The organism is Pseudomonas sp. IT-93MI4 (assembly GCF_949767635.1).
GTDB lineage: Bacteria > Pseudomonadota > Gammaproteobacteria > Pseudomonadales > Pseudomonadaceae > Aquipseudomonas > Aquipseudomonas putida_A.
Window position 1 is genome coordinate 291,473 of sequence record NZ_CATKPP010000055.1, and the last position, 26,768, is coordinate 318,240.

Here is a 26,768-nt window from a genome sequence, read left to right on the forward strand (position 1 = left end):
CATCAGTGGCTCAACCCGTACTTTTTCACTTTGTCGAACAGCGTGGTCTTGGCCATGCCCAGTTCTTGACTGGCCTGGGTCAGGTTGCCGCCACTGCGTTGCAAGGCGTCATTGAGCAGGTTGCGCTCGAAGGCTTCCACCGCTTCGGCGAACGCCAGCCCCTGACCGCCGCTGCTGGCGCCGGACTTCTTGAACGCCGGCAGGCCGAGGGCAAAGCGCTCGGCGACGTTACGCAACTCACGCACGTTGCCCGGCCAGTCGTGGCTCATCAGGTTCGACAGGGTCTGGTTGTCCAGCTCCGGCAACACCCGGTCGAAACGCAGCGCCGACTGCTGGGTGAAGTGTTCGAACAGTTGCAGGATATCTTCACGGCGCTCGCGCAGCGGTGGCAGTTCCAGCGTCACCACGTTGAGGCGGTAGTACAAGTCGCTGCGAAACTCGCCGGCCTTGCTCGCTTCGTCGAGGTCGGATTTGGTTGCGGCAATCACCCGGCAATCCACCGCCACGCTCTGGTTCGAACCGAGGCGTTCGAGGGTGCGTTCCTGCAACACCCGCAGCAGTTTGATCTGCAACGGCAGGGGCATGCTTTCCACTTCATCGAGGAACAGCGTGCCGCCGTCGGCATGCTCGATCTTGCCGATGCGCCGTTTGCCGGCACCGGTGAAGGCGTTGGCCTCATGACCGAAGATCTCGCTTTCGAAGAGGTTTTCCGGCAGGCCGCCGCAGTTCAGCGCGACGAACTGCTTGGCATGCCGACGACTGAAGTCGTGCAGGCAACGGGCGACCAGTTCCTTGCCGGTGCCGGTCTCGCCTTCGATCAATACGTTGGCCGAGGTGTCGGCGACGTTGGCGATCAGCTCGCGCAAGTTCTGCATGGCTGGCGAGCGCCCGATGATCCGGCCTTCGAGGGAATCGCGTTCGGCCAGTTGCCGACGCAGCGAAGACACTTCCCGAGCCAGGCTGCGTTGCTCCAGCGCGCGACGAGCGACGTCCACCAGGCGCTCCGGCGAGAACGGTTTCTCCATGAAATCGTAGGCGCCTTTCTGCATCGCGCCGACGGCCATGGAGATATCGCCATGACCGGTGATCAGCACCACCGGCAAACTGCGGTCGCGCGCCTTGAGGCGCGTCAGCAGTTCCAGGCCATCGATGCCGGGCAGGCGAATGTCGCTGATGACGATCCCGGCAAAGTTGTCGCCGACCCGCTCCAGCGCTTCTTCGGCACTGCCGACGCCGATGCAGGGAATGTCTTCCAGGGTCAGCGCCTGCTGGCAGCCGAGCAGCACATGGGGGTCGTCTTCGACGATCAGCACACTAAGGTCGTGGTTCATATTGGCTCGGCAGGAGTAGGGCTTACCAACGGTAAACTGAGAACGAAGGTGGTACCACCGCTGGCCGGGTGTTCGACACCCAGGTGTCCGCCGGTGGCGGCAGCGAGGCTGGCGGAGAGGGTCAGGCCGAGGCCCAGACCCTGTTCGCCGGGTTTGGTGGTGAAGAACGGCTCGAACAGATGCTTGCGTGCTTCGGCGTCGACCCCGTGGCCGTTGTCGCGCACCCGCAGGCGATATTTGCCGTTGAACTCTTCGCCATCGAGCCACAGCTGCGGTGCGGGTTGCGCCTGCATGGCGTCGAGGGCGTTGCCGATCAGGTTGACCAGAATCTGTTCGAGGCGGGTCTGGTCGATCTGCACCTGTACGTCGCTGAACTGACGATGCAGTTGCAGCGTTATGCTCTCGACCCGCGCGCCGAGCAGTTGCAGGGCCGCGTCCACCGCTTTGCCGAGGCTGGCCTGGCCTTCGTTGTCGCCGCGCCGGGCGAACGAACGCAGGCTGGCGGTGATCCGGCCCATGCGGTCAATCAGGTCGTTGATGGTCTTGAGGTTGGTGCTGGCGACATCGAGCTGGCCGCGTTCCAGAAAGCGAATGGTGTTGCCGGACAGGGTGCGCATCGCCGCCAGCGGCTGGTTCAGTTCGTGGGCGATGCTGGTCGACATCTGGCCGATGGCCGCGAGTTTGCCGGCCTGCACCAGTTCGTCCTGAGCGCGACGCAGGGTCTCTTCTGCCTGGCGTCGCTCGCGGATCTGGCTCTTGAGCCGTTCGTTGCTGGCGCGCAGGTCGCCGGTGCGTTCGGTAATCCGACGCTCCAGTTGATTGTTGGCTTCCTGCAGGGCTTCGCGGGCGGCGAGGCGGGTGGCGATGACCTTGCGCCGTTCGTTCCAGGCGATCAGCAGGAACGCCACCAGCGCGAAGGCCACGGCCACCAGGATTCCCTGATTGATCGCTTCACGACGCAAGTCCTGCAACGGCGTGAGCAGGGTGAAACTCCATGGCGTGTCGCTCAGCGGCCGGGTCTGCGCCAGATAGCTGATGCTGTCGTCATCGGCGCTCAGTTCGCTGTTGGCCGGGAAGGTCAGTTTCTCCACACCGTCGGCCAGGGTTTCGCGGGCCAGCGGTTGCAGTTCGTTGAGCGGGAACCAGTAGTACTGCAGGCTGCGCGCGAGTTTTTCTTTGGTTTCATCACTCAGCGGTACTACGGACTTGAGGCGTCGCGCCGGATCGCTGGAAAGAATGATGATGCCGTTCTCGTCGCTGACGAAGGCTTCCAGGCGGGCGCGTTGCCAGCGCTCTTCCAGCGCTTCGAGGCGCACCTTGACCACGGCGACGCCGATGATCTTGCCGTGTTCTTCCAGACCGTGGGCGAGGTAATAACCGGGTTCGCCGCTGGTGCTGCCGATCCCGTAGAAACGTCCGGGTTCGCCGCGCACGGCGTTCTGGAAATAGGCGCGAAAGGACAGGTCTTCGCCGAGGTAACTGTCGACGTCGCGCCAGTTGCTGGTGGCCATGACGCGGCCGGTAGTGTCCATGACGTAGATGGCCCGACTGCGGCTGCGCCGGTTCAGGCCTTCAAGGTAAGCATTGACCGTCTGCCGGTGTTCCGGAGTCGGGTCGGCGAGCAATTGCGGGACACTGGTTTCCAGTTCCAGCAGGCTGGGCAGGTAGGTGTATTTGCTGATCTCGCTTTCGACCGTGCGCGCGTGCAGTTCGAGCTGACGCTGGCCGTTTTCGCTGAGGCTGCGGATGCCGAAATGTTCACTGGTCCAGAAGCCGATGTAACCCAGTCCGATCATCAGGATGATGATCAGCGGCGGCAGGAACAGATGGCGAATCAGACGGGGCTTCACGGCAAGTGATGGCGGCGCTGCGCGATAGAGATTGGGGTCGCATTTCATCACAGTTGCCTTGGGTCAACCACCACACAGATCTCTGGATCGTCATTGATCCAATGTGGGAGCGGTGTGTGGTTTTTTAGTGCTGCAGGATTTTCTCGAGGAAGTGCTGCGCGCGTTCGGAGCGGGCGCTGATGTCGCCGAAGAACTCCTCTTTCGGGCAGTCCTCGATGATCTTGCCGGCGTCCATGAAAATCACCCGGTCAGCCACTTTGCGCGCGAAGCCCATTTCGTGGGTCACGCACATCATGGTCATGCCTTCGTGGGCCAGTTGCACCATCACGTCGAGCACTTCGTTGACCATTTCCGGGTCGAGCGCCGAGGTCGGTTCGTCGAACAGCATGACGATCGGGTCCATGGCCAGTGCACGGGCAATCGCCACACGCTGCTGCTGACCGCCGGACAGTTGCCCCGGGTGCTTGTGGGCGTGTGCCGACAGACCGACGCGTTCCAGCAGTTGCAGACCTTTCTTGGTCGCCTCTTCCTTGCTGCGGCCCAGCACCTTGATCTGCGCGATGGTCAGGTTTTCGGTGATGGTCAGGTGCGGGAACAGCTCGAAATGCTGGAACACCATGCCGACGCGCGAACGCAGTTTCGGCAGGTTGGTCTTGGAGTCGGCAATCGAGGTGCCGTCGACGACGATGTCGCCTTTCTGGAACGGCTCCAGCGCGTTGACGCACTTGATCAGGGTCGACTTGCCCGAACCCGACGGACCGCAGACCACGATCACTTCGCCTTTCTTGACCTCGGTGCTGCAATCAGTCAGCACCTGGAAGTCGCCATACCACTTGTTGATGTTCTTGATGGAGATCATACGGCAAACCTTTTTTGCAGACGCTTGACCAGCAGCGAGGCGGAAAAGCTGATGATGAAGTAGACGACACCGGCAAAGATCAGGAACTCGTTGGAACGACCGATGATGTCGCCGCTGGAGCGGGCGGAGTTGAGGAAGTCCACCAGGCCCACGGTGTAGACCAGCGAGGTGTCCTGGAACAGGATGATCGACTGTTGCAGCAGCAACGGGGTCATCTTGCGGAACGCCTGGGGCAGGATGATCAGACGCATGGTCTGGCCATAGGTCATGCCCATCGCTTGCGCGGCGGCCATCTGGCCTTTGGGGATCGACTGCACGCCAGCCCGGACGATCTCACAGAAGTACGCGGCTTCGAACATCATGAAGGCCACGACGCAGGAGGTGAACGCGCCGATCGGGGTGTCTTCGCCGGTGATCCAGCGCAGCACGAACGGCACCGCCAGGTAGAACCAGGTGATCACCAGCAGCAGCGGGATCGAGCGGAAATAATTCACGTAGGCGCCGGCGACGCGCGACAGCAGTTTGCTGGACGACAGGCGCATCAGTGCGAGGATCGTCCCCAGCACGATGCCGCCGATCACACCCATGACCATCAGTTGCAAGGTCATGACCATGCCGTTCCACAGGCCCGGGATCGCGGGGATGATGCCGCTGAAATCGAAGTCCATTATTTACCCCCCACGGAGATCAGGCCGGGCACTGCGACTTTCTTCTCGACCATGCGCATCAGCAACATCAGGCTCATGTTCAGGGTGAAGTAGATCAGCGTGGCCAGGGTGAAGGCTTCAAACAGGTTGGCCGAGAACTCGGCGGTCTGCTTGGTTTGCGCCAGCAGTTCCATCAGGCCGATCAAGGACGCCACGGAGGAGTTCTTGAACACGTTGAGGAATTCCGAGGTCAGCGGTGGAATGATGATGCGGTAGGCCTGGGGCAGCAGCACGTTCCAGTAGATCTGCGGCAGCTTGAAGCCCATGGCGCGGGCGGCGGATTCCTGGCCGCGTGGCAGCGCCTGGATGCCGGTGCGCACTTGCTCGCAGACCCGCGCGGCGGTGAACAGACCCAGGCACACGACGACGCTCAGGTAGGCCGAGGTGGTCGGGTTCAGATCCTGCTTGTACCAGTCCTGCAGGTTTTGCGGCAGCAGATCGGGCACCAGGAAGTACCAGATGAACAGCTGCACCAGCAGCGGCACGTTGCGAAACAGTTCGACGTAGCAGGTCGCGATGCCCGATACGAGGCGGTTCGGCACCGTGCGCATGACCCCCAGAATGGAGCCCAGCAGCAAGGCGATGATCCATGCCACGATGGCGATGGCAATGGTCCAGCCCAGGCCGGCGATGTACCAGTCGAGATAAGTCTCGCTGCCCACGCCGGTGGACTTGAAGAACACGCCCCAGTCCCAGTTGTAATTCATTAGGGTCTCCCCTCGAAATCGATCGATGTACAAGCACCCGCTTGGGGAAGATCCTTTCCCGTCCGACGTTGAACGCCGGGCACACGCGATCGGCTCGAAAACCGCCAGGTCGAGTGTTCCACTGTAAAACCAGCAGGTAACAGACGCCTGAGGGAGGGTGGCTCCCTCAGGGGATAAGGTTAGTCAGGAATCAGATTTTTACGTCAGGCGCCGGCTTGTCGCTCGGGTTGGCGATCAGTTCCTTGACCTTGTCGCTCATCGGGAAGTTGAGGTTCAGGCCCTTTGGCGGAATCGCGGTTTCGAACCACTTCTTGTAGATCTCGTTGATCTTGCCGGATTTGTACAGGCCGACGATGGCGTCATCCACAGCCTTCTTGAAGGCCGGGTCGTCTTTGCGAACCATGCACGCGTAGGCTTCGAAGGATTGCGGAGTACCGGTGATGACCCAGTCGTCCGGCTTCTTGGCCTTGGCTTCTTCGCCGGCCAGCAGGGCGTCGTCCATCATGAAGGCAACGGCGCGGCCGCTTTCCAGCATGTTGAAGGATTCACCGTGGTCCTTGGCGGAGATGATGTTCATGCCCATCTGCTTGTCGGCGTTCATCGCTTTGATGATGCGCTCGGACGTGGTGCCGGCGGTGGTCACGACGTTTTTGCCTTTGAGGTCGGCAAAGTCTTTGTAGGACGGGTTGCCATCCTTGTCTTTCTTGACCAGCAGACGGGTGCCGATTTCGAAGATGTTGACGGTGAAGTCGACTTGCTGGGCGCGCTCGGCGTTATTGGTGGTCGAACCGCACTCGATATCCGCGGTGCCGTTCTGGATCAGCGGGATACGGGTTTGCGAGGTCACCAGGTTGTATTTGACCTGCAGGTCTGGCTTGTTCAGGTCTTTTTTCAGGGCTTCAACGATGGCCACTTGAATGTCGTGGGAGTAGCCCACTGGCTTGCCGGAAGCATCCGCAATGTAGGAAAACGGGATGGAACTGTCGCGGTGAGCGAGGGTGATGGTGCCGGAATCGTTGATTTTCTTCAGGGTGCCGGTGAGTTCGGCGGCGAAAACTGGAGTGCTGATCAGAGCGGCCGCAATGGCTGCGCCCAGGATATGGGGAACGATGCGCATCAAATTTTCCTCGAATTGTTTTTTTTATGGAGCCAGTTCGTCGGCCCTTTTGTGCTTCGAATGCCTGACGGCTCCTGAAGTGTTGGCACGCCAAGCATTCGTCGAGAGAGTGTAGAGCATGAGTCGTGCCAGAGCAGTCGATAGTGGCTAATGGCTTGATTTATAAGGTGATTAAAGTTTTGTGTCGGTGTTTTTCGATGAAACTGATCCGGTTATCCGAATTGACCGGGAGGTCGCGTTCGGAAATCCGAACGCTCTTTTAATCGCTGCCCTCATTTGATGATCGTTCGAGCCCACATTCCCTTGTGGCGAGGGGATTTATCCCCGATAGGTCGCGAAGCGGCCTTCTTTCAGCGCAAAGGCGAGGACCGCTTCGCAGTCCATCGGGGATAAATCCCCTCGCCACAGGGTTAGTGGCAGGCAAAGTAAGTCACGCAGCAAAAAGCCCCTGAATCTCTCAATTCAGGGGCTTTCGTTTAAGCGATGTTCAAATCACGCCGCTTCAGTCTTGCGGTTCTGCTCGACCTTGCCCAGGTACGCCGCCAGCTTCTCTTGCTCGGCCGGGGTGGTGAACAGGCCCAGCTTGCTGCGGCGCCACAGGATGTCGTGGGCGGTGGTGGCCCATTCTTCGCTGCACAGGTAATCGACTTCACGGGTGTAGAGCCCGCCACCAATGTGTTCGCCCATGTCGGCGAGGGTTTCCACGCCTTCGAGCATGCGCCAGGTGCGGCTGCCGTAGGTGGTGGCCCAGCGGCGGGCGATCTCGGTCGGGACGAAATCGAACTTGTCGCGGATCTGCGCGCTCAAGGCTTGCGGGATGGTCATGTCTTCGCCGCCGGGCAGGGTCGCGGTGGCGGTCCAGCTCGGGCGCATCTGGGTGAAGTACGGCATCAACTGGGCCATCGCTGACTCGGCGAGTTTGCGGTAGGTGGTCAGTTTGCCGCCGAACACCGACAGCAGCGGTGCTTCTTCGCCACCGCCAGACAATGCCAGGGTGTAATCGCGGGTCACGGCGGACGGGTTGTCGGATTCGTCGTTGCACAGTGGACGCACGCCCGAGTAGCTGTGCTGAATGTCGTCGCGGCTGATCTGCTTCTTGAAGTGAGCGTTGACCACTTTCAGCAGGTAATCGGTTTCGCCGTCGGTGATTGCCACTTTCGCCGGATCGCCGGTGTATTCACGGTCGGTGGTGCCGATCAGGGTGAAGTGGTTCAGGTATGGAATGGTGAAGACGATGCGCTGATCTTCGTTTTGCAGGATGTGCGCGTGATCGCCTTCGTACAGTTTCGGCACGATGATGTGGCTGCCCTGAATCAGGCGGATGCCGTACGGCGATTCCATTTTCAGGTCGTCACGAATGAACTTGGCGACCCACGGGCCGGCGGCGTTCACCAAGGCTTTGGCAGTGATCGAAAACAGGCTGCCGTCAGCGCGTTCCAGGTTCAGGTGCCACAGGCCCTTGGCGCGGCGGGCGCTGACGCAACGGGTCTGGGTGTGTACGTGGGCACCTTTTTCCCGGGCGGCCATGGCGTTCAGAACGACGAGGCGGGCGTCATCGACCCAGCAATCGGAGTATTCGAAGCCCTTGGTGATTTCGCTTTTCAGTGCGCTGTCGGCACCGAACTTCAGGCTTTTCGAACCTGGCAGTTTTTCGCGCTTGCCGAGGTTGTCATAAAGGAACAGGCCGGCGCGGATCATCCACGCCGGACGCAGGTGCGGGCGGTGCGGCAGCACAAAACGCATCGGCTTGACGATGTGCGGCGCCTTGGCCAGCAGCACTTCGCGCTCGGCCAGCGCTTCACGCACCAGACGGAATTCGTAATGTTCGAGATAGCGCAGGCCACCGTGGATCAGCTTGCTGCTGGCCGACGAGGTGTGGCTGGCCAGGTCATCCTTTTCGCAAAGGAACACCGAGAGACCGCGACCGGCGGCATCCGCTGCGATCCCCACGCCATTGATCCCGCCGCCAATCACGGCAACGTCGTAGATCTCGGAGATAGGGGGCGTACGCAAGGTAGATGTGGACATCGGCTGGCCTCGGGCTCTTTTGATTTTCTGTCTTGGAAATCGAACATAAATGTTCATTTGCGAAAATGGTAGCCCATAAAGACGCGCGCAGCCAGTCGCGTTCGATTGAAAAAACTCATCGAAGGGCGGCTAAAAGAAAATTTTCGAACATTATTGAGTCGAGGGATGCTTTTTGTGGCGAGGGGATTCATCCCCGATGGGCCGCATAGCGGCCCCTCAATCAACTACCGTGGGGTATCAGGCACACCGCATTGGATGGTTTTGGGACTGCTTCGCAGCCCATCGGGGATAAATCCCCTCGCCACATGGGAATGTTGAGGGTTTAAACGACTTCCAGACGAATCTTGTGCTGGCTCAGCAGTTGCGCCAGTGCCGGCACTGGCTGCTGATCGGTCACCAGGCAATCGATCAGGCTGATCGGACCCAATCGAATCATCGCATTGCGCCCGAACTTGCTCGAGTCCGCCGCCAGAATCACCTGCCGCGCATTGGCAATGATCGCCTGCGACACGCGCACTTCCTGATAATCGAAGTCGAGCAGGCTGCCGTCTTCGTCGATGCCGCTGATACCCACCAGTGCGAAATCGACCTTGAACTGGTTGATGAAGTCCACGCTCGCCTGACCCACCACACCGCCGTCACGGCGCACGTTGCCGCCGGTCAGCAGCACATCGAAATCATCCTTGGCACTGAGCATCGAGGCGACGTGCAGGTTGTTGGTGATGATCTTCAGATGGTTGTGATTGAGCAGGGCGCGGGCAATCGATTCGGTGGTGGTGCCGATGTTGATGAACAGCGAGGCGTGATCGGGGATCTGCGCGGCGATGGCTTCGCCAATGCGTTGTTTTTCGTCGCGCATCTGGTCGGCGCGCATCGCATAGGCGGTGTTTTCGACGCTGGAATCATAGGCCGCGCCGCCATGGTAGCGACGCAACAGATTGGCTTCCGCGAGCTGATTGATGTCGCGGCGGATGGTTTGCGGGGTAACAACGAACAGCGTGGCCATTTCCTCGATGCTCACATAGCCGCGTTCGCGGACCAGTTCGAGGATTTGCTGCTGACGGGGAGGCAGATTCATGGGGCTTCCTTTGGGCTGCCGTGCAAAATTTGCCCATGATGCCGCAGGAATCCGCTCCCGACCAGTTAGTTGCCTATCAGTCTCTGAAGGTTGGCTTATTCAGCGTCTTCACGCGCCCAGTCACGGGTGCGGCTGACGGCTTTTTTCCAGCCTTTGTACAGTTTCTCTTTCTCGGCTTCGTCCAGGCTCGGTTCGAACTCACGCTCGATCACGGCCTTGCCGCGCAGTTCGTCGAGGCTGCCCCAGAAACCACACGCCAGACCGGCCAGATACGCCGCCCCGAGTGCAGTGGTTTCGCGCATTTGCGGACGCTCTACCTGAGTGCCGAGGATGTCGGCCTGGAACTGCATGAGGAAGTTGTTGGCCACTGCGCCGCCGTCCACACGCAGGGCCTTGAGGCGTTCGCCGGAGTCCTGTTGCATAGCGTCGAGCACGTCGCGGGTCTGGTAGGCGATCGATTCCAGCGCGGCGCGGATGATGTGATCCACGCGCACGCCGCGCGTCAGACCGAACAGTGCACCGCGGGCATACGGGTCCCAGTACGGAGCGCCCAGACCGGTGAAGGCCGGTACCAGGTACACGCCGTTGCTGTCCTTCACTTTATTGGCGAAGTATTCGGTGTCGTGAGCGTCGTTGACGATCTTCAGTTCATCGCGCAGCCACTGCACGGTCGAACCGCCGTTGAACACCGCGCCTTCCAGGGCGTAAGCCACTTCGCCGCGCGGGCCGCAAGCGATGGTGGTGAGCATGCCGTGCTGGGATTTCACTGCTTTGTCGCCGGTGTTCATCAGCAGGAAGCAGCCGGTGCCGTAGGTGTTTTTCGCCTGGCCCGGCTCGACGCACATCTGGCCGAACAGTGCCGCTTGCTGGTCACCGGCGATACCGCCGATGGCGATGCCGCTCTTGGTGCGACCATAGATTTCCGAAGAGGCTTTGACCTCCGGGAGCATTTCGCGCGGGATATCGAGGATCTCCAGCATCTTCGAATCCCACTCCAGCGAATGGATGTTGAAGAGCATGGTGCGCGAGGCGTTGGTGTAGTCGGTGACGTGTACCTTGCCGCCGGTGAATTTCCAGATCAGCCAGCTATCGACGGTGCCGAACAGTAGTTCGCCGTTGCGCGCACGCTCGCGGCTGCCTTCGACGTTGTCGAGGATCCACTTCAGCTTGGTGCCGGAGAAGTACGGGTCGGTGACCAGACCGGTGTTGTCGCGGATGTACTCTTCGTGGCCATCGCGCTTGAGCTGCTGGCAGATCTCGGTGCTGCGGCGGCACTGCCAGACGATGGCGTTGTACACCGGACGACCGGTGGTTTTGTCCCAGACCACGGTGGTTTCACGCTGGTTGGTGATACCGATGGCGGCGACCTGATCGTGATGCAGACCGGCCTGGGCCAGTGCTTCGACCATCACCGCGCTCTGGGTGGCGAAGATTTCCATTGGATCGTGTTCGACCCAACCGGCTTGCGGGTAGTGCTGGGCGAATTCGCGCTGGGCGGTGCAGACCACGTTCGCATCGCGGTCGAAAATGATCGCGCGGGAGCTGGTCGTACCCTGATCGAGGGCAATGATGTAGTTCTTATTCTGAATGTCGGTCATGTCGATTGCCTTGGACGAAATAAGGGAGAGTGGGCCGTGGCGCGGGCTCTAAAAGGGCAGGAGCCCGCGCCGACTGTTTCAAGAAGTTCTTGGTTTGCCGTCAATGGCCGGTTCTGCATCCTTTGTAGCAGGTGTAGCGCCGGTCAGGTGGCGGGCGATGAGCCCGCGATACCCGGCAGCGCCGAGGCAGGCACCGACAATCGGTGCAAAAATCGGAATCAGGAAGTACGGAATATCGCGGCCGCCAGTGAAGGAAATTTCACCCCAGCCGGCGAAGAAAGTCATCAGTTTCGGACCGAAGTCACGCGCCGGATTCATCGCAAAACCGGTCAGCGGGCCCATCGAGCTGCCGATTACGGCAATCAGCAAACCGATCAGCAGCGGAGCCATCGGGCCTTTCGGCAGACCGTTGTTGTCATCGGTCAGGGCCATGATCACGCCCATCAGGATCGCGGTGATGATCATCTCGACCAGGAATGCCTGAGCGGTGGACAGTACCGGATTGGGGAAGGTCGAGAACACCGAGGCCAACTCAAGGCTGGCAGCGGTGCCACGCACCATGTGGTGAGTTTGTTCGTAATCGAAGAATAAATTGCTGTACAGCGTGTACACCAACAGCGCACCGCAAAACGCGCCGGCGATCTGCGACAGGATATAGAACGGCAGTTTGCGCTTTTCGAAGTCGGCGAAAATGCTCAGGGCAATGCTCACGGCGGGGTTCAGGTGCGCGCCGGAAACCCCGGCGGTCAAGTAGATCGCCATGCTCACGCCGACGCCCCAGATGATGCTGATTTCCCACAGACCGAAGCTGGCGCCCGCGACTTTGAGCGCGGCGACGCAGCCAGTGCCGAAAAAGATCAGAAGTGCAGTCCCCAGAAACTCGGCCAGGCATTGGCCGGAAAGCGATGGTTGCTGTAAAGCAGTTGTCATTGAAAACCTCGATTTTTGTTGTTGTCTGGCGCGTTTGCCGTCAGGGCAAGGCGCGATTTTCCCCGGGGCAGGATCCCCATCCTGTTCCCGGTTTACTGCTGGGTGCTGCGGTGATGATAATTCTTACATTATTCAGATTCGAAAAAATATAGACAAGAAACAAACCTGTCAAAGGTCGAAAGTGAACCGTCGGTCACAATTAAACTATCAGCCTGCTGAATGATCCTGCGGGGGACGACGGCGGTAGCCCGGCGATTCGCCTGCAACGCCCGGAAAACGGGGCTTGCGCTAGAGCCTTTTGCGAGGTGATGGCCTAGAATCCGGCGCAGGATTTTTCTGTTGATGCCGAACCTGGAGCTGCCATGACCCCTGCGTTGGACTTGTTGAAAAAAGTTCGTGCCGAACATCGCGTGCACAGTTACGAACATGACCCCAAGGCCGCGTCCTATGGGCTGGAGGCCGCCGAGAAACTGGCGCTGGAGCCGGCGCAAGTGTTCAAGACGCTGCTCGCTGCCAGCGAAAAAGGTGAATTGCTGGTGGCGGTGGTGCCGGTCGTCGGAAGTCTTGATCTCAAAGGTCTGGCACACGCGGCGGGCGTCAAGAAAGTCGAAATGGCTGACCCGGCTGCGGCGCAGCGTTCCACCGGTTACCTGTTGGGCGGCATCAGTCCGCTGGGGCAGAAGAAGCGTCTGCGCACCTTCATCGATAACTCGGCCCAAGGCTTTGCGACTATTTATGTCAGTGCTGGCCGACGTGGCCTGGAAGTCGAATTGGCGCCGGCGGTTCTGGCTGAACACACCCAAGCCAAATTTGCCGACATCGGTCGTGCATGAACTTGCGTTCTGTATGAAGAAAATTGCCCGGTTCTGTCACTGGCGCTGAGCGCAGCGTGGCTGCATGCTCTGCCGACTCACTCAGGGAGAAGGTTATGCAGCTCGAATTTCATCAGGTTGATGCGTTCAGTGATCGGCCGTTCAGTGGCAACCCGGCGATGGTGTATCGGCTCGATGCATGGCTCGCGGACGATTTGATGCAGAAGATCGCTGCCGAACACAATCTGGCAGAAACCGCGTTCGTGGTGCGCGAAGGCGCGGCGTGGCACATCCGCTGGTTCACCCCGACCACCGAGGTGCCGCTGTGCGGGCATGCCACACTGGCCAGCGCCTATGTGTTGTTCGAGGTCTACAAGGAAAATGCCGAGCGGCTGGACTTCATCTGCAAGTCCGGGCCGCTTAGCGTCAGCCGCGAGGGCGATCGCCTGTGGCTGGACTTCCCGTCGATTGTGCCGTCAGAAATTGGCGTGACGCTGGATGTCGAGCGCGCGCTGGGCGTCGAGGCGGTGGATGTGCTCGGTTCCAATGAATTGTTTGTGGTGCTGGAGTCGGAGCAGGCAGTGCTCGACTGCACGCCGGACATGATTGCACTGGCAAAACTGCCGTGGCTCGGCGCCATCGTGACCGCGCGCGGCAATCAGCACGATTTCGTCTCGCGCTACTTCGCCCCGGCGATCGGCATCAATGAAGATCCGGTGACCGGCTCGACGCATTGCAGCCTGATTCCGTATTGGTCGAAACGTTTGGGCAAATCCAGTTTGACCGCGTGCCAGCGTTCGGCGCGGGGCGGGGAGTTGTTCTGTCGGCTGGAGGGGGAGCGGGTGAAGATCGGCGGGAATGCGACGCTGGTGGCCAGCGGCACTCTGATCCTGGGTTGAACCCAAAACCAAATGTGGGAGCGGGCTTGCTCGCGAATGCGGGGTGTCAGACGACCTCTTCGTTGACTGACACAGCGCATTCGCGAGCAAGCCCGCTCCCACAGTTTTGATCCGGGGCGGATCAGAGGGCGGCGCTGTAGCGGCGGACGCCGTTTTCCACCGCCGGGATTTGTGCCGCGGTACTGCCGCTGGCCTGGAACAGGACGAGGTGTTCGGCGGCGACCCGAATCCCCACATCCGCGCCGACCTGATGGTCGGCATGGCTCGGGAAGATCGATTCCAGCTGCGCACCGGTCGGCAGTTGCAGGCGATACAGGGTCGAGGCACCCAGGAACGTCTTGCCGACGATCCGCGCTTTCAACCCACTGTCCGGCGCATAAACAATGTCATCCGGACGCAGCAACACATCCACCGCACCGCCCACCGGCCAGGTGTAGGCGCGGTTGCCGCGCAGTTCGCCGAGTTCGGTCTGCACCGATTCCGGGCTGCCGAGCTGGCCGCGGATGAAATAACCCTGACCGATGAAGCTGGCGACAAACGGCGTCGCCGGCTCATGGTAAAGGTTGTAGGGCGTATCCCATTGCTCCAGGCGACCTTCCTTGAATACACCAACATGATCGCTGACGGCGAAGGCTTCTTCCTGATCGTGAGTCACCAGAATCGCGCTGGTGCCACGGGCCTTGAGGATGTCGCGCACTTCGTGGCTGAGCTTGCGCCGCAGCTCGCCATCGAGGTTGGAGAATGGCTCGTCGAGCAGCAGCAATTGCGGCTCCGGCGCCAGTGCCCGGGCTAGGGCGACACGCTGTTGCTGGCCACCCGATAACTCGTGGGGAAAGCGCTTGCCTAGATTCTTCAGATTGACCAGTTCCAGCAGCTCCTCGGTGACGCGCTCCTTGTTCGGGTGCTTGCGGATACCGAAGGCGATGTTGTCTGCAACACTCAGGTGCGGGAACAGCGCGTAATCCTGAAACACCATGCCGATCCGGCGTTTCTCCGGCGCCAGGGTGAAACCGGCGCTGGAAATGGTTTCGCCTCCCAGGGTGATTTCACCTTCGTGCACCGGTTCAAAACCGGCAATCGCGCGCAGGGTGGTGGTCTTGCCGCAGCCGGACGAGCCGAGCAGGCAGCCGATGTCACCGGCGTTGAGGTGCAGATTGAGGTTCTGCACCACGCGTTGATCTTGATAGCCGCAAGCGAGGTTGCGCAGGTTCAGCAGTAATTCATGGCTCATGCGTGGTGATATGCCGGTTCGACGAGGAACTCGAGCAGGGCCTTCTGTGCGTGGAGACGGTTTTCTGCCTGATCCCAGGCGACGGAACGCGGGTCATCAAGCAGGTCGAGGCTGATTTCTTCACCGCGGTGCGCCGGCAGGCAGTGCATGAACAGCACATCTTCGGCCGCCAGATCGAGCAGGGCGCGGTTCACCTGAAACGGAGCGAACAACTTCAGGCGCTTGGCAGTTTCCTCTTCCTGACCCATCGAAGTCCAGACATCGGTGCTCACCAGATGCGCACCGCGCACGGCGTCTTGCGGATCACGGACGATGGTCACGCGATCGCCGGCGCGGGCGACAAATTCAGGATTAGGCTCGTAGCCCTGCGGGCAGGCAACGCGCAACTGGAAGTCGAACTGGATCGCCGCTTCTATATAGCTGTTGCACATGTTGTTGCCGTCGCCGATCCAGGCAACGGTCTTGCCCTGGATCGAGCCGCGGTGTTCGAGGAAGGTCTGCATGTCGGCCAGCAACTGGCACGGGTGCAGGTCATCGGACAGGCCGTTGATCACCGGCACGCGCGAGTTGGCGGCGAATTCGGTCAGGGTGCTGTGGGCAAAGGTACGGATCATCACCGCGTCGAGCATGCTCGACATGACGATGGCGCAGTCGCCGATCGGCTCGCCACGGCCCAGCTGGGTGTCGCGTGGCGACAGGAAGATCGCCTGGCCACCGAGCTGGATCATGCCGGCCTCGAAGGAAATCCGGGTACGGGTCGAGGATTTCTCGAAGATCATCCCCAGGACGCGGTTTTTCAGCGGCTCGAACAGTACGCCGCGGTTACGCAGGTCCTTGAGCTCAACGCCTCGACGGATCACGCTGACCAGCTCTTCGGGCGTGCAATCCATCAGGGAGAGAAAGTGCCTTGCGCTCATCATTGACTACCTTTTTGCTACAGACCGCAGATGCTCAAAGCCTTGTTTAACGGAACAACGGGCGAGACCTGCGGCGTAAGCCGCACGGGGCGACGAAATAGGGGAAGGCGCGATATTGACACTAAATGTCGCGTTACGCCAATAGGCTACGATTTTTGCGGGATTCGGAGAGCGCACTGGATGTTACAGCCGCGCATTTGAAGCCGGGTTCAGGACAGCAGCGAGCCTCTTTGTACACCGGCCTCGCGGGGCTTGGCAATGCGGCGTGGCGGGGATCACGTCGACCAGGTCGGTTTACGAGCGTGGCGCCATGCCATCACTTGGTCGGATGCTCAGACTGAAACATTTGCTAAAGCAAAGTGCTGGGTTATAAATAAGTTTCGAGCGACGCAGGAAGCCTCCGCATGGAATCGAAAGAAAAACTGTTAATGGAACTGCTGGGCCACACAGCTCGCTCACTGACTCATCTCACCGCGTCGGTCACTTCGATGTCTTTCGAGCTGCTGCGCAGCGAGGACGAAGTGGTCAAGACCGCCGGCCGCCACATGATTGATCGCATGGCGACCATCAGTGCCGGGCTCGACGAGCACTGGCGGTTGATCGGCGAACTCACCGGCGTGCATGTCGCCCACGAGCAGATTGAAACCATTCAGGAAATTCAGCTGGCCGCGCCGCCGCAGCTGCCGTCGAACTGAGCATGGCGATGTATCGGCTCGCCTGATAACCGTCGATTCACAAGACGAACGTCGCTGGCGCAGGATCTGCGCCGGGGCCATAGTTTTGTTCCCGCGGGCCTGATTGCCTGCCCAGAACAAGACAGAGACTGGCCATGACCAAGACTCTCCATCACCGTGCCTGCCACCTGTGCGAAGCCATCTGCGGTCTGACCATCGAGACCACCGAAACCGATGGCAACGTCGCGATCACCTCGATCAAGGGTGACGCGCTTGACACGTTCAGTCGTGGGCACATCTGCCCCAAGGCCGTAGCCCTGCAAGACATGCAGAACGATCCCGATCGCCTGCGCCAGCCGATGCGCCGGGTCGGCAGCGAATGGCTGCCGATCGAGTGGGACGAGGCGTTTGCGCTGGTGGCCGAGCGTCTGGCGGCGATTCAAGAGCGTCACGGGCAGAATGCGGTGGCGGTCTACCAGGGCAACCCGAGCGTGCACAACTATGGGCTGATGACTCACAGCAACTACTTTCTCGGCCTGCTGAAGACGCGCAATCGCTTCTCGGCGACTTCGGTCGATCAGTTGCCGCATCACCTGAGCAGTTACCTGATGTACGGCCATGGCTTGCTGCTGCCGATCCCGGACATCGATCACACCGATTTCATGCTGATCCTCGGCGGCAACCCGCTGGCATCGAACGGCAGCATCATGACCGTGCCGGATGTCGAGAAACGCCTGAAGGCGATTCAGGCGCGCGGCGGCAAAGTGGTGGTGGTCGATCCCCGGCGCAGCGAAACGGCAGCTATCGCCGATCAGCACTTGTTTGTGCGGCCGGGTGGCGACGCGGCGCTGTTGTTTGGCTTACTCAATACGCTTTTCAGCGAAGGGCTGACCCGTGACTGTCACTTGCCGGTTGATGGCCTTGATGAAGTGCGCGCAGCCGTCGCAACCTTCACTGCCGAAGCCATGAGCCCGCTGTGCGCCGTGCCAGCCGAGCAGATCCGCCAACTAGCGCGCGATTTCGCGGCGGCACCGAGCGCGGTGTGCTACGGGCGCATGGGCGTTTCGACTCAGGCGTTCGGCACGTTGTGCCACTGGCTGGTGCAGTTGATCAATCTGGTCACCGGCAACCTCGACCGGGTTGGCGGAGCGTTGTGCACCGAGCCTGCGGTGGATCTGGTGGCATCGACCTCGGGCGGGCATTTCAACAAATGGCAAAGCCGGGTCTCCGGGCGACCCGAGTACGGCGGCGAGCTGCCGGTGTCGGCGCTGGCTGAAGAGATGCTCACCGAAGGTGAAGGGCAGATTCGCGCGCTGATCACTGTGGCCGGCAATCCGGTGTTGTCGACGCCAAACGGCCGGCAACTGGAACAGGCGCTGGATGGCCTGGAGTTCATGCTCAGCATCGACCTGTACATCAACGAGACCACGCGTTACGCCGACCTGATCCTGCCGTCGACCTCGGCGCTGGAGAACGATCATTACGACACTACTTTCAATCTGTTCGCGGTACGCAACGTCACCCGCTTCAACCGCGCGATTCTCGCCAAGCCCGACGGCGCATTACACGACTGGGAGATCTTTGTCGGCCTGGCCAAGGCGTTTGCCGAGAAGACTGGCAAGGAACTGAAACCGACGATGCCGCCGGCGAAGATGATCGACATGGGGCTGCGCATGGGCCTGTATGGCGATGCGTCCGAGCAAAAGCTGTCATTGGCGACATTGTTCGATCATCCGCACGGGATTGATCTTGGGGCGTTGAAGCCTAATCTGGCTGCACGCCTCAAGACGCCGAATCAACGGGTGCAGGCTGCGCCGCCGGAAATTCTCGCCGATCTCGCACGCTTTGCGGCCTTGCAGGCGCCGGCGGCCGATGAGCTGCTGATGATCGGCCGGCGCCATGTGCGCAGCAACAATTCGTGGATGCATAACTACCATCGTCTGGTGAAGGGCAAGCCACGGCATCAATTGCTGATGCACCCGGATGACCTCGCCAGCCGTGGGCTCAACGATGGTCAGTTAGTTCGCGTCAGCTCGCGGGTAGGGCAGATCGAGGTCGAGGTGCTCGGCAGTCTGGACATGATGAAGGGCGTGGTCAGCCTGCCGCACGGTTGGGGACATGCTCGGCCGGGCGTGCAAATGGCAATCGCCAGTGGGCAGCCGGGATCGAGTGCCAACGACCTGACCGATGAATGCCAGCTCGACGAGTTGTCGGGTAACGCCGCGCTCAATGGCGTACCGGTGACGGTGGCGGCGGCCTGAACGTGACCGTCGGGGAGACCGAGCATGGCGCTCGGGATTCCGTTACAATGCGTCACCGTGCCGACCCATGAGTCGGAAAGTTCAGCCGAGGTGCTCCATGGATATCATCGAAACGATTAAAGAGCAGATTGCCAACAACACCATTCTGCTTTACATGAAAGGCTCGCCGAATGCCCCGCAGTGTGGCTTCTCCGCGAAAGCTGCGCAGGCTGTAATGGGCTGTGGCGAGAAGTTCGCCTACGTCGACATCCTGCAGAACCCGGAAATCCGCGCCAACCTGCCAAAGTACGCCAACTGGCCGACTTTCCCGCAACTGTGGGTCGGCGGTGAGCTGGTCGGCGGTAGCGACATCATGGCTGAAATGTTCGCCAACGGTGAGCTGCAGACTCTGGTCAAGGAAGCATCGGCCAAGGCTGCTGCGGCCAAGTCCGAAGCCTGATCCGGCTTTTGTGGGAGCGAGCAAGCTCGCTCCCACAGGGATCTGCATCTGATTCGGGATTTGCCAATAAAAAGCCCCGCACCTCGAAAGAGGGCGGGGCTTTTTAGTGTCGCGAATTCAGCGGGCGCTTATTTACTCTTCGCCCATCTGCGATTGCAGATAGTTCTCAAGACCGACTTTATCGATCAGGCCCAGTTGGGTTTCCAGCCAGTCGATATGCTCTTCTTCGGATTCGAGAATGTCTTCGAGCAGTTCACGGCTGCCAAAGTCGCCAACCGATTCGCAATGGGCGATGGCGGCTTTCAGATCGGCGTGGCCGGTCTTCTCGATGCGCAGGTCGCATTCCAGCATTTCCCGGGTATGCTCGCCGATGTGCAGCTTGCCCAGGTCCTGGACGTTCGGCAGGCCTTCGAGGAACAGGATGCGCTTGATCAGCTTGTCCGCGTGTTTCATCTCGTCGATGGATTCGTGGTACTCGTGCTTGCCCAGCTTGTTCAGGCCCCAATCTTCATACATGCGCGCATGCAGGAAGTACTGATTGATCGCGACCAGTTCATTGGCAAGGATCTTGTTGAGATGCTGGATGACTGTAATGTCGCCTTTCATGATGGGAGTCCTGCCCTGTATTAGCTGTATATAAGGCGGAGTTTGAGCTTGGTACTTATAAGTGTCAAACCTAAGTTATTGAATAATAAATGAAATTAAATCTGAATAAGAATGTTTGTGTTCCGCGTCTAGCGCCTAAGCGCTTGATTTGCGGGCATAAAAAAACCGGACATATGTCCGGTTTTTTGAAATAGGGGGTAATTATGCCGCCGTAAATTCTACAGGGTAGGGGATCGCAGCCTGAGCGGTTTGCAGCTTGGTCAGGGTTTCGCGAACCACTTCCTTGGCAAGGCACGCACATTTGCCGCATTGGCTGGCGACGCCGGTGGCCTGGCGGACTTCTTTGTAGCTGCAGCAACCTTCATAGATCGCTTCGCGGATTTGTCCGTCGGTGACGCCAGTGCAGAGACAAACATACATAAGTGAGAACCGTCGCTGGTTGTGACTCAATTGCGATGGATCTTAATGTTAACGAGAATGATTGTCAAAGTGCTTTCTGAATGGTTTTCGATCGAAAGGCCGGTCACTGACGAACGGTGATTAATGGCGAATTGCCTGGCCCCGAAAATGCTGGTCCGTTATCCGCCTTGGGCAAAAAACCGTTAAGGACAGGCGAAAAACGCAGTGTATGATGGTCGGCCCTTGCGAAGAGGGTTCGTGTCACAGGGCTGTCGCCTCAAGGTGGCAGGCTGGCCCGGGCCCTGAACTTCAAGTTATTCACCAGGAGATATCCATGAGCGTACTCGTAGGCAAACAAGCCCCAGACTTCACCGTCCCGGCCGTACTCGGCAATGGCGAGATCGTTGACAGCTTCACCCTGTCCTCGGCCATCAAAGGCAAATACGGCCTGGTGTTCTTCTACCCACTGGACTTCACCTTCGTCTGCCCGTCCGAGCTGATCGCTCTGGACAACCGCATGGCCGACTTCAAGGCGCGCAACGTGGAAGTGGTTGCCGTGTCGATCGACTCGCACTTCACCCACAACGCCTGGCGCAACACTCCGGTCAACAATGGCGGCATCGGCCAGGTGAAATACACCATGGCTGCCGACATGAAGCACGAAATCGCCAAGGCCTACGACGTTGAGTCCGAAGGCGGCGTGGCTTTCCGTGGCGCGTTCCTGATCGACGACAAGGGCGTTGTCCGCTCGCAGATCATCAACGACCTGCCGCTGGGCCGTAACATGGAAGAGCTGATCCGTCTGGTCGACGCGCTGCAATTCCACGAAGAGCACGGCGAAGTCTGCCCTGCCAACTGGAAAAAAGGCGACAAAGGCATGAACGCTTCGCCAGAAGGCGTTGCGGCTTACCTGACCGAGAACGCTGCAGCCCTGTAAGGCGCAACGTCGCGGTACAAAAAAACCGGCCCATGTGGCCGGTTTTTTTATGCGCGGGAAATACCCGACGAGGATCAGTCGTCGAAGTCTTCCCAGCCGCCCATCTGCTTCCAGCGGTTGACGATGCCGCAGAACAGCTCGGCGGTCTTCTCGGTGTCGTAACGCGCCGAATGCGCTTCACGGCCGTCGAAGTCGATGTCGGCTGCCTGACAGGCTTTGGCCAGAACGGTTTGACCGTAAGCCAGACCGGCCAGTGTCGCGGTGTCGAAGCTGGAGAACGGGTGGAACGGGTTGCGCTTCATGTCCAGGCGCGCAACCGCGGCATTCAGGAAGCCCAGGTCGAAGCTGCTGTTGTGGCCGACCAGAATCGCGCGCTTGCAGCCGTTGGCCTTCAGCGCCTTGCGGATGCCACGGAAGATGTCGGTCAGCGCGGTTTCTTCGCTGACCGCCATGCGCAGCGGGTGATCGAGCTTGATCCCGGTGAATTCCAGCGCTGCCGCTTCGATATTCGCGCCTTCGAACGGCTCGACACGGAAGAAGTAGGTGTGGTCCGGGTAAACGAAACCCTTTTCGTCCATGGCAATGGTGGTCGCGGCAATCTCCAGCAGAGCGTCGGTGGCCGAATTGAAGCCACCGGTCTCTACGTCGACGACAACCGGCAGGTAACCGCGAAAACGCGCTGCCATTGGGTGGCGGGAACCGCCGCCGCCACCTTGACTGTCCAGATCGTCGTCGAAATGGTCTTCACTCACGCGTGTTCCTCCAGCAGGCGCCAGCGCAGTTTTTCACCGGCGCGCAGCGGGATAACGTTCAGCTCGCCAAATGGCAGGCTGGTCGGGGCGGTCCATTCTTCGCGAACCAGGGTGATGCGATCGGTGTTGGTCGGCAGACCGTAGAAACGCGGGCCGTTGAGGCTGGCGAACGCTTCGAGCTTGTCCAGCGCGTTGCGCTGTTCGAACGCTTCGGCATACAGCTCGATGGCGGCGTACGCGGTGTAGCAGCCGGCGCAGCCGCAGGCGGCTTCCTTGGCGTGCTGGGCGTGCGGCGCCGAGTCGGTGCCGAGGAAGAACTTCGCGCTGCCGCTGCTGGCGGCGTCTAGCAGGGCTTCCTGATGGGTATTACGCTTGAGGATCGGCAGGCAATAGAAGTGCGGCCGGATCCCGCCCACCAGCATGTGGTTGCGGTTGTACAGCAGGTGATGCGCGGTGATGGTGGCGCCGACGTTGGCTGAAGCCTCGTTGACGAACTGCACCGCGTCGCCGGTGGTGATGTGTTCGAACACCACTTTGAGCGTCGGGAAACGCTCGACCACACGGCGCATGTGCTCATCGATGAAGATCTTTTCGCGGTCGAAGACGTCGACATCGCCACGGGTGACCTCGCCGTGGATCAGCAGCGGCATGCCGACTTCAGCCATGGCTTCCAGCGCCGGGAAGATCTTGTCGATGCTGGTCACGCCGGAATCGGAGTTGGTGGTGGCGCCGGCCGGGTACAGTTTGGCGGCGTGCACGAAACCGCTGGCCTTGGCCTCACGAATTTCTTCGGGCTGGGTGCGGTCGGTGAGGTACAGCACCATCAGCGGTTCGAAACGACTGCCGGCCGGGCGGGCAGCGAGAATCCGCTGGCGATAGCCGTCGGCTTCAGCGGCGTTGCGCACCGGTGGTACCAGGTTGGGCATGATGATGGCGCGGCCAAAGGTGCGCGCCACATCGGCAACGGTATTGGTCAACACGGCACCATCGCGAAGATGAATGTGCCAGTCGTCGGGACGCAGCAGGGTCAGGCGGTCGGACATGAGGGGATTCCAGGCGGGTCAAACTGAGGGGAATGCTACCGGAAAAGACTCTTGCAGGCACCCGCTATCAAGTTTTGCAGGAACCTTCCGATATCCCGTAGGTATGCCGTAAACATAGTGTGAATCGGTCTTTGTGTTACAGAAGCCAATGGAGCCTCCCGTGCGCCAGCGATATTTAGCCTTGCTCAGTGTGTTTGCCAGCCTCCCCGCGATGGCGCTGACCTACCAGACGCGTCTGGAGAACATTGAGTGGACGGTCGAGGGCGACAAGTTCGAGTGCCGCCTGACCCAGCCGATCACCGATTTCGGCTCGGGCCAGTTCGTGCGCAAAGCCGGCGAGCAGGCGATATTCCGCCTCAATGCCTACAACGCCATGCTCGGCGGCGGTTCGGCGACGTTGCTTGCCGCGGCGGCGCCATGGCAGCCGGGGCGCAACGACATCAATCTGGGCAGCGTCAGGATCGGTACCGGCAACGTGCTGTTCAACAGTTCGCAATCCCAGGCCGGCGGGCTGATCAGTGGTTTACTCGACGGTCGCAGCCCGGTGGTGCGCCGTGCGTCCGGCGATGGCCGGGTTTCGGAAGTGCGTCTGCTGCCGGTGAAGTTCAGCAAAGCGTTCAATGATTACCAGACGTGTGTGGCGAAGTTGCTGCCGCAGAATTTCGATCAGGTGAAGCAATCGCAGATCGGCTTCCCCGGCGAAGGCACCGATCTGGATGCCGCCGCCAAAGCCAAGCTGCAGGTGATGCTCGAGTTCATGAAGGCCGATCCGACGGTCAATCACATCGAACTGGATGGCTACTCCGACAATAGCGGTAATCGTCTGACCAATCGTGAGCTGTCGCGTCGTCGCGCGCTGGCGGTGGTCGACTTTTTCAAGGCCAACGGCATCGCCGAATCGCAGATCACCGTGCGTTTCCACGGCGAGCAATACCCGCTGGTGCCGAACAACAATGCGGCCAACCGGGCGAAGAATCGTCGGGTCAGCGTGAAGCTGGCGCGAGTCGCTCCGACTACCGCGCCAGCACCGCAAGCCAGCACACCTGCCAACGCTGCGGCGACTTCCTGACCCGCCGGTCATCGTCGCGCTGTCGACAGATTCTGTCGCTTTGTCGTCTTAAGCTGTCGCGCCTCTGTAAATTATCGGATTTGAGCGGTAGACTCCTCGGCTTTCCGTAGAACCCCGTGGAGTGATGGCATGGCGGACGTAAACAAGGTCGTTCTGGCGTATTCCGGCGGCCTGGACACTTCGGTGATCCTCAAGTGGCTGCAGGATACTTATAACTGTGAAGTGGTGACCTTCACCGCTGACCTGGGTCAGGGCGAAGAGGTCGAGCCGGCTCGCGCCAAGGCTCAGGCCATGGGCGTCAAAGAAATCTACATCGATGACCTGCGCGAAGAATTCGTGCGTGATTTCGTGTTCCCGATGTTCCGCGCCAACACCGTTTACGAAGGCGAGTACCTGCTGGGTACTTCCATCGCACGTCCGCTGATCGCCAAACGCCTGATCGAAATCGCCAACGAAACCGGCGCCGATGCCATTTCCCATGGTGCCACCGGCAAGGGCAACGACCAGGTGCGTTTCGAACTGGGTGCCTACGCACTCAAGCCTGGCGTTAAAGTGATTGCCCCTTGGCGCGAGTGGGACCTGCTGTCCCGCGAGAAGCTGATGGACTACGCCGAGAAGCACGCGATCCCGATCGAGCGTCATGGCAAGAAGAAGTCCCCGTACTCGATGGACGCCAACCTGCTGCACATCTCCTATGAAGGCGGCGTGCTGGAAGACACCTGGACCGAGCACGAAGAAGACATGTGGCGCTGGACCGTCTCCCCGGAGAAGGCTCCCGACACCCCGCAATACCTGGAACTGACCTACCGCAACGGCGACATCGTCGCGCTGGACGGCGTCGAAATGACTCCGGCCACCGTACTGGCAACGCTGAACAAGATCGGTGGCGCTCACGGTATCGGTCGTCTCGACATCGTTGAAAACCGTTACGTGGGCATGAAGTCCCGTGGCTGCTACGAAACCCCGGGCGGCACCATCATGCTGCGCGCGCACCGCGCCATCGAATCGATCACTCTGGATCGCGAAGTCGCTCACCTCAAAGACGAGCTGATGCCGAAATACGCCAGCCTGATCTACACCGGTTACTGGTGGAGCCCGGAGCGTCTGATGCTGCAACAGATGATCGACGCTTCCCAGGTCAACGTGAACGGTGTGGTTCGCCTGAAACTGTACAAGGGCAACGTGATCGTTACCGGCCGCAAGTCCGACGATTCGCTGTTCGACGCTAATATCGCGACCTTCGAAGAAGACGGCGGCGCCTACAACCAGGCCGACGCGGCGGGCTTCATCAAGCTCAACGCGCTGCGCATGCGCATTGCTGCCAACAAAGGCCGCAAGCTGTTCTAAGCCTTGCAGGGCTGTAAAAATGGCGGCTTGTCTCAATGACAATGCCGCCATTTTCTTTTCTGTGTTTGTCTGACGTTAATCCAGAGCTTTGGTCATTGCCGCCAACTCCAGCATTTTCTTGAATGTCCACTTCAGGCATCTACTCTGCGCTCATGCTCCTCTCAAAACCGTGGTGCTTTGTGTGCTCACGTTGTAAGCAACGAGAAGTTTGGCGCCTCCGCTTTTTTTCGACTGTTTGATAAGGGTCGGGATAATTTGCTTGAGCAAAACGTCGCACGCAGAGTCGGTCAAAAATACCACTGCTTTGGCTGAGTGTTTGCCAAGATGCGGAAAGTGTTCTGCCAGCGCATTGAACGCCTGTGCGCTACTCAACTGACGTACGTCTATGGCGCACAATGTGCCGATGGATTTAGGCAGCTGAATGTTGTGCTCAATCCACGGTGGCTCCGGGCAGGATTTGTCAGCGCTGCAAGGAGGGAGTTGCCTGAGGTCAAGGCTATGTACAGGCAACGTCCACTCCAATCCGTTGGCAGCTGATACTTCGCCTACCACAGACGCTCTTGCTGGAGGCGAACAGGAGTGGAGCTCGGGCTGTTTCAACTCCTCGAAACTTTTTAGAAAACTGTCGTCCTTATCGAAGTCCGAGGGCGCATAGAGCGAACGGTAGTTGAAGTTCAGCGTTAAAAAGAATAGCAATAGCAAGTAAAACGGAAAGCTGATCAGGAACCAGATGTAGACTTCTCTTTCGGCGTTATCAAGAAAGGGTAAGGAAATGGCAGCCGATGATTCGGAAATAAATGCAAATATCGCAATTACAGTCATGGGGTTGGTTATTTTTTTTCTGGTTTTTATCATGGAAGGTGCTCATTAATTATGTATTTCCAATACGTATGTTGAGTTGTTTTGTATGGGGCGTTGCAACTTGCTGGTTGAGATAATTTTTATATTAAATGATAGCGTTTGGATAGAAGTATCTTGTTTCAGATGTTGATTTATCAAAGTTTTTTTGATTGGTTTTACGTTGTTTTTTCAACTTATAAGCTGCCGGGGCTGGCGCTGTGTAGCGATGTGCAGTCAATGGATTATCGCGTTTTTTAGCCGCTCGCTGAGCCGTCTGCCTCGAAAGTAGAGTTCGCGTGGCTTTCAAGACGTCATGTTTTTTGCGTCGATGTGAAGG

25 protein-coding genes are annotated in these 26,768 nt (G+C 59.5%); 8 read left to right on the plus strand and 17 right to left on the minus strand.

Features of this window, described 5'->3' with window-relative positions; genetic code table 11:
* Positions 1-2: 2 nt before the first annotated feature.
* The 10 genes from ACM6I7_RS22280 to ACM6I7_RS22325 all read right to left on the minus strand — a co-directional run bounded on the left by ACM6I7_RS22280 (position 3) and on the right by ACM6I7_RS22325 (position 12,205).
* Entirely contained in the window at positions 3-1,331 is a 1,329-nt protein-coding gene (locus ACM6I7_RS22280) for a sigma-54-dependent transcriptional regulator (protein WP_027612079.1), read from the minus strand.
* Positions 1,328-3,229, minus strand: coding sequence for a sensor histidine kinase (locus ACM6I7_RS22285; RefSeq protein ID WP_414889303.1), 1,902 nt, complete (start codon positions 3,227-3,229; stop codon positions 1,328-1,330). Before ACM6I7_RS22285 ends, ACM6I7_RS22280 begins: the two co-directional genes overlap by 4 nt.
* Positions 3,230-3,305: 76 nt before the next feature.
* Positions 3,306-4,040, minus strand: a complete 735-nt coding sequence (locus ACM6I7_RS22290; RefSeq protein ID WP_007963947.1) for an amino acid ABC transporter ATP-binding protein — start codon at positions 4,038-4,040, stop codon at positions 3,306-3,308.
* Positions 4,037-4,708 (minus strand): amino acid ABC transporter permease, encoded by a 672-nt coding sequence (locus tag ACM6I7_RS22295; protein WP_007963949.1) that lies wholly within the window; start codon positions 4,706-4,708, stop codon positions 4,037-4,039. The genes ACM6I7_RS22290 and ACM6I7_RS22295 overlap by 4 nt, the downstream gene beginning before the upstream one ends.
* Complete coding sequence (locus ACM6I7_RS22300) at positions 4,708-5,454, minus strand: amino acid ABC transporter permease (protein ID WP_027612077.1); 747 nt, start codon at positions 5,452-5,454, stop codon at positions 4,708-4,710. The genes ACM6I7_RS22295 and ACM6I7_RS22300 overlap by 1 nt, the downstream gene beginning before the upstream one ends.
* Positions 5,455-5,644: 190 nt before the next feature.
* Positions 5,645-6,571 carry a glutamate/aspartate ABC transporter substrate-binding protein gene (locus ACM6I7_RS22305; protein WP_027612076.1) on the minus strand — a complete coding sequence of 309 codons (927 nt, stop codon included), beginning with the start codon at positions 6,569-6,571 and terminating at the stop codon, positions 5,645-5,647.
* Between the two features lie 492 nt (positions 6,572-7,063).
* Positions 7,064-8,599, minus strand: a complete 1,536-nt coding sequence (gene glpD / locus ACM6I7_RS22310; RefSeq protein ID WP_414889304.1) for a glycerol-3-phosphate dehydrogenase — start codon at positions 8,597-8,599, stop codon at positions 7,064-7,066.
* A 322-nt stretch (positions 8,600-8,921) separates the two neighbouring features.
* Positions 8,922-9,677, minus strand: a complete 756-nt coding sequence (locus ACM6I7_RS22315) for a DeoR/GlpR family transcriptional regulator (protein ID WP_007916700.1) — start codon at positions 9,675-9,677, stop codon at positions 8,922-8,924.
* Positions 9,678-9,772: 95 nt separating this feature from the next.
* On the minus strand, positions 9,773-11,275 hold the full coding sequence (gene glpK, locus ACM6I7_RS22320; protein WP_027612074.1) for a glycerol kinase GlpK: 1,503 nt from the start codon (positions 11,273-11,275) through the stop codon (positions 9,773-9,775).
* A 78-nt stretch (positions 11,276-11,353) separates the two neighbouring features.
* Positions 11,354-12,205, minus strand: a complete 852-nt coding sequence (locus ACM6I7_RS22325) for an MIP/aquaporin family protein (RefSeq protein WP_027612073.1) — start codon at positions 12,203-12,205, stop codon at positions 11,354-11,356.
* Positions 12,206-12,567: 362 nt separating this feature from the next.
* Here ACM6I7_RS22325 and ybaK point away from each other — a divergent pair, with 362 nt between their 5' ends.
* Together ybaK and ACM6I7_RS22335 are read left to right on the plus strand one after the other, a co-directional pair.
* On the plus strand, positions 12,568-13,038 hold the full coding sequence (gene ybaK / locus ACM6I7_RS22330) for a Cys-tRNA(Pro) deacylase (protein WP_003227741.1): 471 nt from the start codon (positions 12,568-12,570) through the stop codon (positions 13,036-13,038).
* Between the two features lie 95 nt (positions 13,039-13,133).
* Positions 13,134-13,916, plus strand: a complete 783-nt coding sequence (locus tag ACM6I7_RS22335) for a PhzF family phenazine biosynthesis protein (protein ID WP_027612072.1) — start codon at positions 13,134-13,136, stop codon at positions 13,914-13,916.
* Positions 13,917-14,037: 121 nt separating this feature from the next.
* On the opposite strand, the gene ACM6I7_RS22340 is transcribed toward ACM6I7_RS22335, so the two are convergent.
* Together ACM6I7_RS22340 and argF are read right to left on the minus strand one after the other, a co-directional pair.
* A complete protein-coding gene (locus ACM6I7_RS22340) occupies positions 14,038-15,147 on the minus strand; it encodes an ABC transporter ATP-binding protein (protein ID WP_027612071.1) in 1,110 nt (369 codons plus the stop codon).
* Positions 15,144-16,064 (minus strand): ornithine carbamoyltransferase, encoded by a 921-nt coding sequence (gene argF, locus ACM6I7_RS22345; RefSeq protein WP_095136949.1) that lies wholly within the window; start codon positions 16,062-16,064, stop codon positions 15,144-15,146. Before argF ends, ACM6I7_RS22340 begins: the two co-directional genes overlap by 4 nt.
* Before the next feature lie 404 nt (positions 16,065-16,468).
* Here argF and ACM6I7_RS22350 point away from each other — a divergent pair, with 404 nt between their 5' ends.
* The 3 genes from ACM6I7_RS22350 to grxD all read left to right on the plus strand — a co-directional run bounded on the left by ACM6I7_RS22350 (position 16,469) and on the right by grxD (position 19,438).
* Positions 16,469-16,759 carry a hypothetical protein gene (locus ACM6I7_RS22350; protein ID WP_027612069.1) on the plus strand — a complete coding sequence of 97 codons (291 nt, stop codon included), beginning with the start codon at positions 16,469-16,471 and terminating at the stop codon, positions 16,757-16,759.
* Between the two features lie 134 nt (positions 16,760-16,893).
* Positions 16,894-18,999, plus strand: coding sequence for a molybdopterin oxidoreductase family protein (locus tag ACM6I7_RS22355; protein ID WP_414889305.1), 2,106 nt, complete (start codon positions 16,894-16,896; stop codon positions 18,997-18,999).
* Between the two features lie 97 nt (positions 19,000-19,096).
* Positions 19,097-19,438 carry a Grx4 family monothiol glutaredoxin gene (gene grxD / locus ACM6I7_RS22360; RefSeq protein WP_003227729.1) on the plus strand — a complete coding sequence of 114 codons (342 nt, stop codon included), beginning with the start codon at positions 19,097-19,099 and terminating at the stop codon, positions 19,436-19,438.
* Between the two features lie 132 nt (positions 19,439-19,570).
* Here grxD and bfr read toward each other — a convergent pair whose 3' ends face one another.
* A complete protein-coding gene (gene bfr, locus ACM6I7_RS22365) occupies positions 19,571-20,044 on the minus strand; it encodes a bacterioferritin (protein WP_007963971.1) in 474 nt (157 codons plus the stop codon).
* Between the two features lie 201 nt (positions 20,045-20,245).
* Positions 20,246-20,464: a bacterioferritin-associated ferredoxin gene (locus ACM6I7_RS22370; RefSeq protein ID WP_003227725.1), complete on the minus strand. Its 219-nt coding sequence runs from the start codon at positions 20,462-20,464 to the stop codon at positions 20,246-20,248.
* A gap of 313 nt (positions 20,465-20,777) precedes the next feature.
* Here ACM6I7_RS22370 and ACM6I7_RS22375 point away from each other — a divergent pair, with 313 nt between their 5' ends.
* Positions 20,778-21,380 (plus strand): peroxiredoxin, encoded by a 603-nt coding sequence (locus ACM6I7_RS22375; RefSeq protein ID WP_007963972.1) that lies wholly within the window; start codon positions 20,778-20,780, stop codon positions 21,378-21,380.
* A gap of 74 nt (positions 21,381-21,454) precedes the next feature.
* On the opposite strand, the gene rnt is transcribed toward ACM6I7_RS22375, so the two are convergent.
* Both rnt and pyrC read right to left on the minus strand, forming a co-directional pair.
* A complete protein-coding gene (gene rnt / locus ACM6I7_RS22380) occupies positions 21,455-22,132 on the minus strand; it encodes a ribonuclease T (RefSeq protein WP_096795145.1) in 678 nt (225 codons plus the stop codon).
* Positions 22,129-23,175: a dihydroorotase gene (pyrC, locus tag ACM6I7_RS22385; RefSeq protein WP_414889306.1), complete on the minus strand. Its 1,047-nt coding sequence runs from the start codon at positions 23,173-23,175 to the stop codon at positions 22,129-22,131. Before pyrC ends, rnt begins: the two co-directional genes overlap by 4 nt.
* 160 nt (positions 23,176-23,335) lie before the next feature.
* Here pyrC and ACM6I7_RS22390 point away from each other — a divergent pair, with 160 nt between their 5' ends.
* On the plus strand, positions 23,336-24,244 hold the full coding sequence (locus tag ACM6I7_RS22390) for a flagellar protein MotY (RefSeq protein ID WP_096795143.1): 909 nt from the start codon (positions 23,336-23,338) through the stop codon (positions 24,242-24,244).
* A gap of 129 nt (positions 24,245-24,373) precedes the next feature.
* Positions 24,374-25,591 carry an argininosuccinate synthase gene (locus tag ACM6I7_RS22395; protein ID WP_027612065.1) on the plus strand — a complete coding sequence of 406 codons (1,218 nt, stop codon included), beginning with the start codon at positions 24,374-24,376 and terminating at the stop codon, positions 25,589-25,591.
* Between the two features lie 150 nt (positions 25,592-25,741).
* Here ACM6I7_RS22395 and ACM6I7_RS22400 read toward each other — a convergent pair whose 3' ends face one another.
* Positions 25,742-26,446 carry a hypothetical protein gene (locus tag ACM6I7_RS22400; RefSeq protein WP_414889307.1) on the minus strand — a complete coding sequence of 235 codons (705 nt, stop codon included), beginning with the start codon at positions 26,444-26,446 and terminating at the stop codon, positions 25,742-25,744.
* Positions 26,447-26,768 lie beyond the last annotated feature (322 nt).

Bases quoted from the DNA above. Each gene is read 5' to 3' on its own strand.
- ACM6I7_RS22280 (WP_027612079.1), bottom strand. From the start codon at position 1,331: ATGAACCACGACCTTAGTGTGCTGATCGTCGAAGACGACCCCCATGTG.
- ACM6I7_RS22285 (WP_414889303.1), bottom strand. From the start codon at position 3,229: ATGAAATGCGACCCCAATCTCTATCGCGCAGCGCCGCCATCACTTGCC.
- ACM6I7_RS22290 (WP_007963947.1), bottom strand. From the start codon at position 4,040: ATGATCTCCATCAAGAACATCAACAAGTGGTATGGCGACTTCCAGGTG.
- ACM6I7_RS22295 (WP_007963949.1), bottom strand. From the start codon at position 4,708: ATGGACTTCGATTTCAGCGGCATCATCCCCGCGATCCCGGGCCTGTGG.
- ACM6I7_RS22300 (WP_027612077.1), bottom strand. From the start codon at position 5,454: ATGAATTACAACTGGGACTGGGGCGTGTTCTTCAAGTCCACCGGCGTG.
- ACM6I7_RS22305 (WP_027612076.1), bottom strand. From the start codon at position 6,571: ATGCGCATCGTTCCCCATATCCTGGGCGCAGCCATTGCGGCCGCTCTG.
- glpD (WP_414889304.1), bottom strand. From the start codon at position 8,599: ATGTCCACATCTACCTTGCGTACGCCCCCTATCTCCGAGATCTACGAC.
- ACM6I7_RS22315 (WP_007916700.1), bottom strand. From the start codon at position 9,677: ATGAATCTGCCTCCCCGTCAGCAGCAAATCCTCGAACTGGTCCGCGAA.
- glpK (WP_027612074.1), bottom strand. From the start codon at position 11,275: ATGACCGACATTCAGAATAAGAACTACATCATTGCCCTCGATCAGGGT.
- ACM6I7_RS22325 (WP_027612073.1), bottom strand. From the start codon at position 12,205: ATGACAACTGCTTTACAGCAACCATCGCTTTCCGGCCAATGCCTGGCC.
- ybaK (WP_003227741.1), top strand. From the start codon at position 12,568: ATGACCCCTGCGTTGGACTTGTTGAAAAAAGTTCGTGCCGAACATCGC.
- ACM6I7_RS22335 (WP_027612072.1), top strand. From the start codon at position 13,134: ATGCAGCTCGAATTTCATCAGGTTGATGCGTTCAGTGATCGGCCGTTC.
- ACM6I7_RS22340 (WP_027612071.1), bottom strand. From the start codon at position 15,147: ATGAGCCATGAATTACTGCTGAACCTGCGCAACCTCGCTTGCGGCTAT.
- argF (WP_095136949.1), bottom strand. From the start codon at position 16,064: ATGAGCGCAAGGCACTTTCTCTCCCTGATGGATTGCACGCCCGAAGAG.
- ACM6I7_RS22350 (WP_027612069.1), top strand. From the start codon at position 16,469: ATGGAATCGAAAGAAAAACTGTTAATGGAACTGCTGGGCCACACAGCT.
- ACM6I7_RS22355 (WP_414889305.1), top strand. From the start codon at position 16,894: ATGACCAAGACTCTCCATCACCGTGCCTGCCACCTGTGCGAAGCCATC.
- grxD (WP_003227729.1), top strand. From the start codon at position 19,097: ATGGATATCATCGAAACGATTAAAGAGCAGATTGCCAACAACACCATT.
- bfr (WP_007963971.1), bottom strand. From the start codon at position 20,044: ATGAAAGGCGACATTACAGTCATCCAGCATCTCAACAAGATCCTTGCC.
- ACM6I7_RS22370 (WP_003227725.1), bottom strand. From the start codon at position 20,464: ATGTATGTTTGTCTCTGCACTGGCGTCACCGACGGACAAATCCGCGAA.
- ACM6I7_RS22375 (WP_007963972.1), top strand. From the start codon at position 20,778: ATGAGCGTACTCGTAGGCAAACAAGCCCCAGACTTCACCGTCCCGGCC.
- pyrC (WP_414889306.1), bottom strand. From the start codon at position 23,175: ATGTCCGACCGCCTGACCCTGCTGCGTCCCGACGACTGGCACATTCAT.
- ACM6I7_RS22395 (WP_027612065.1), top strand. From the start codon at position 24,374: ATGGCGGACGTAAACAAGGTCGTTCTGGCGTATTCCGGCGGCCTGGAC.
- ACM6I7_RS22400 (WP_414889307.1), bottom strand. From the start codon at position 26,446: ATGATAAAAACCAGAAAAAAAATAACCAACCCCATGACTGTAATTGCG.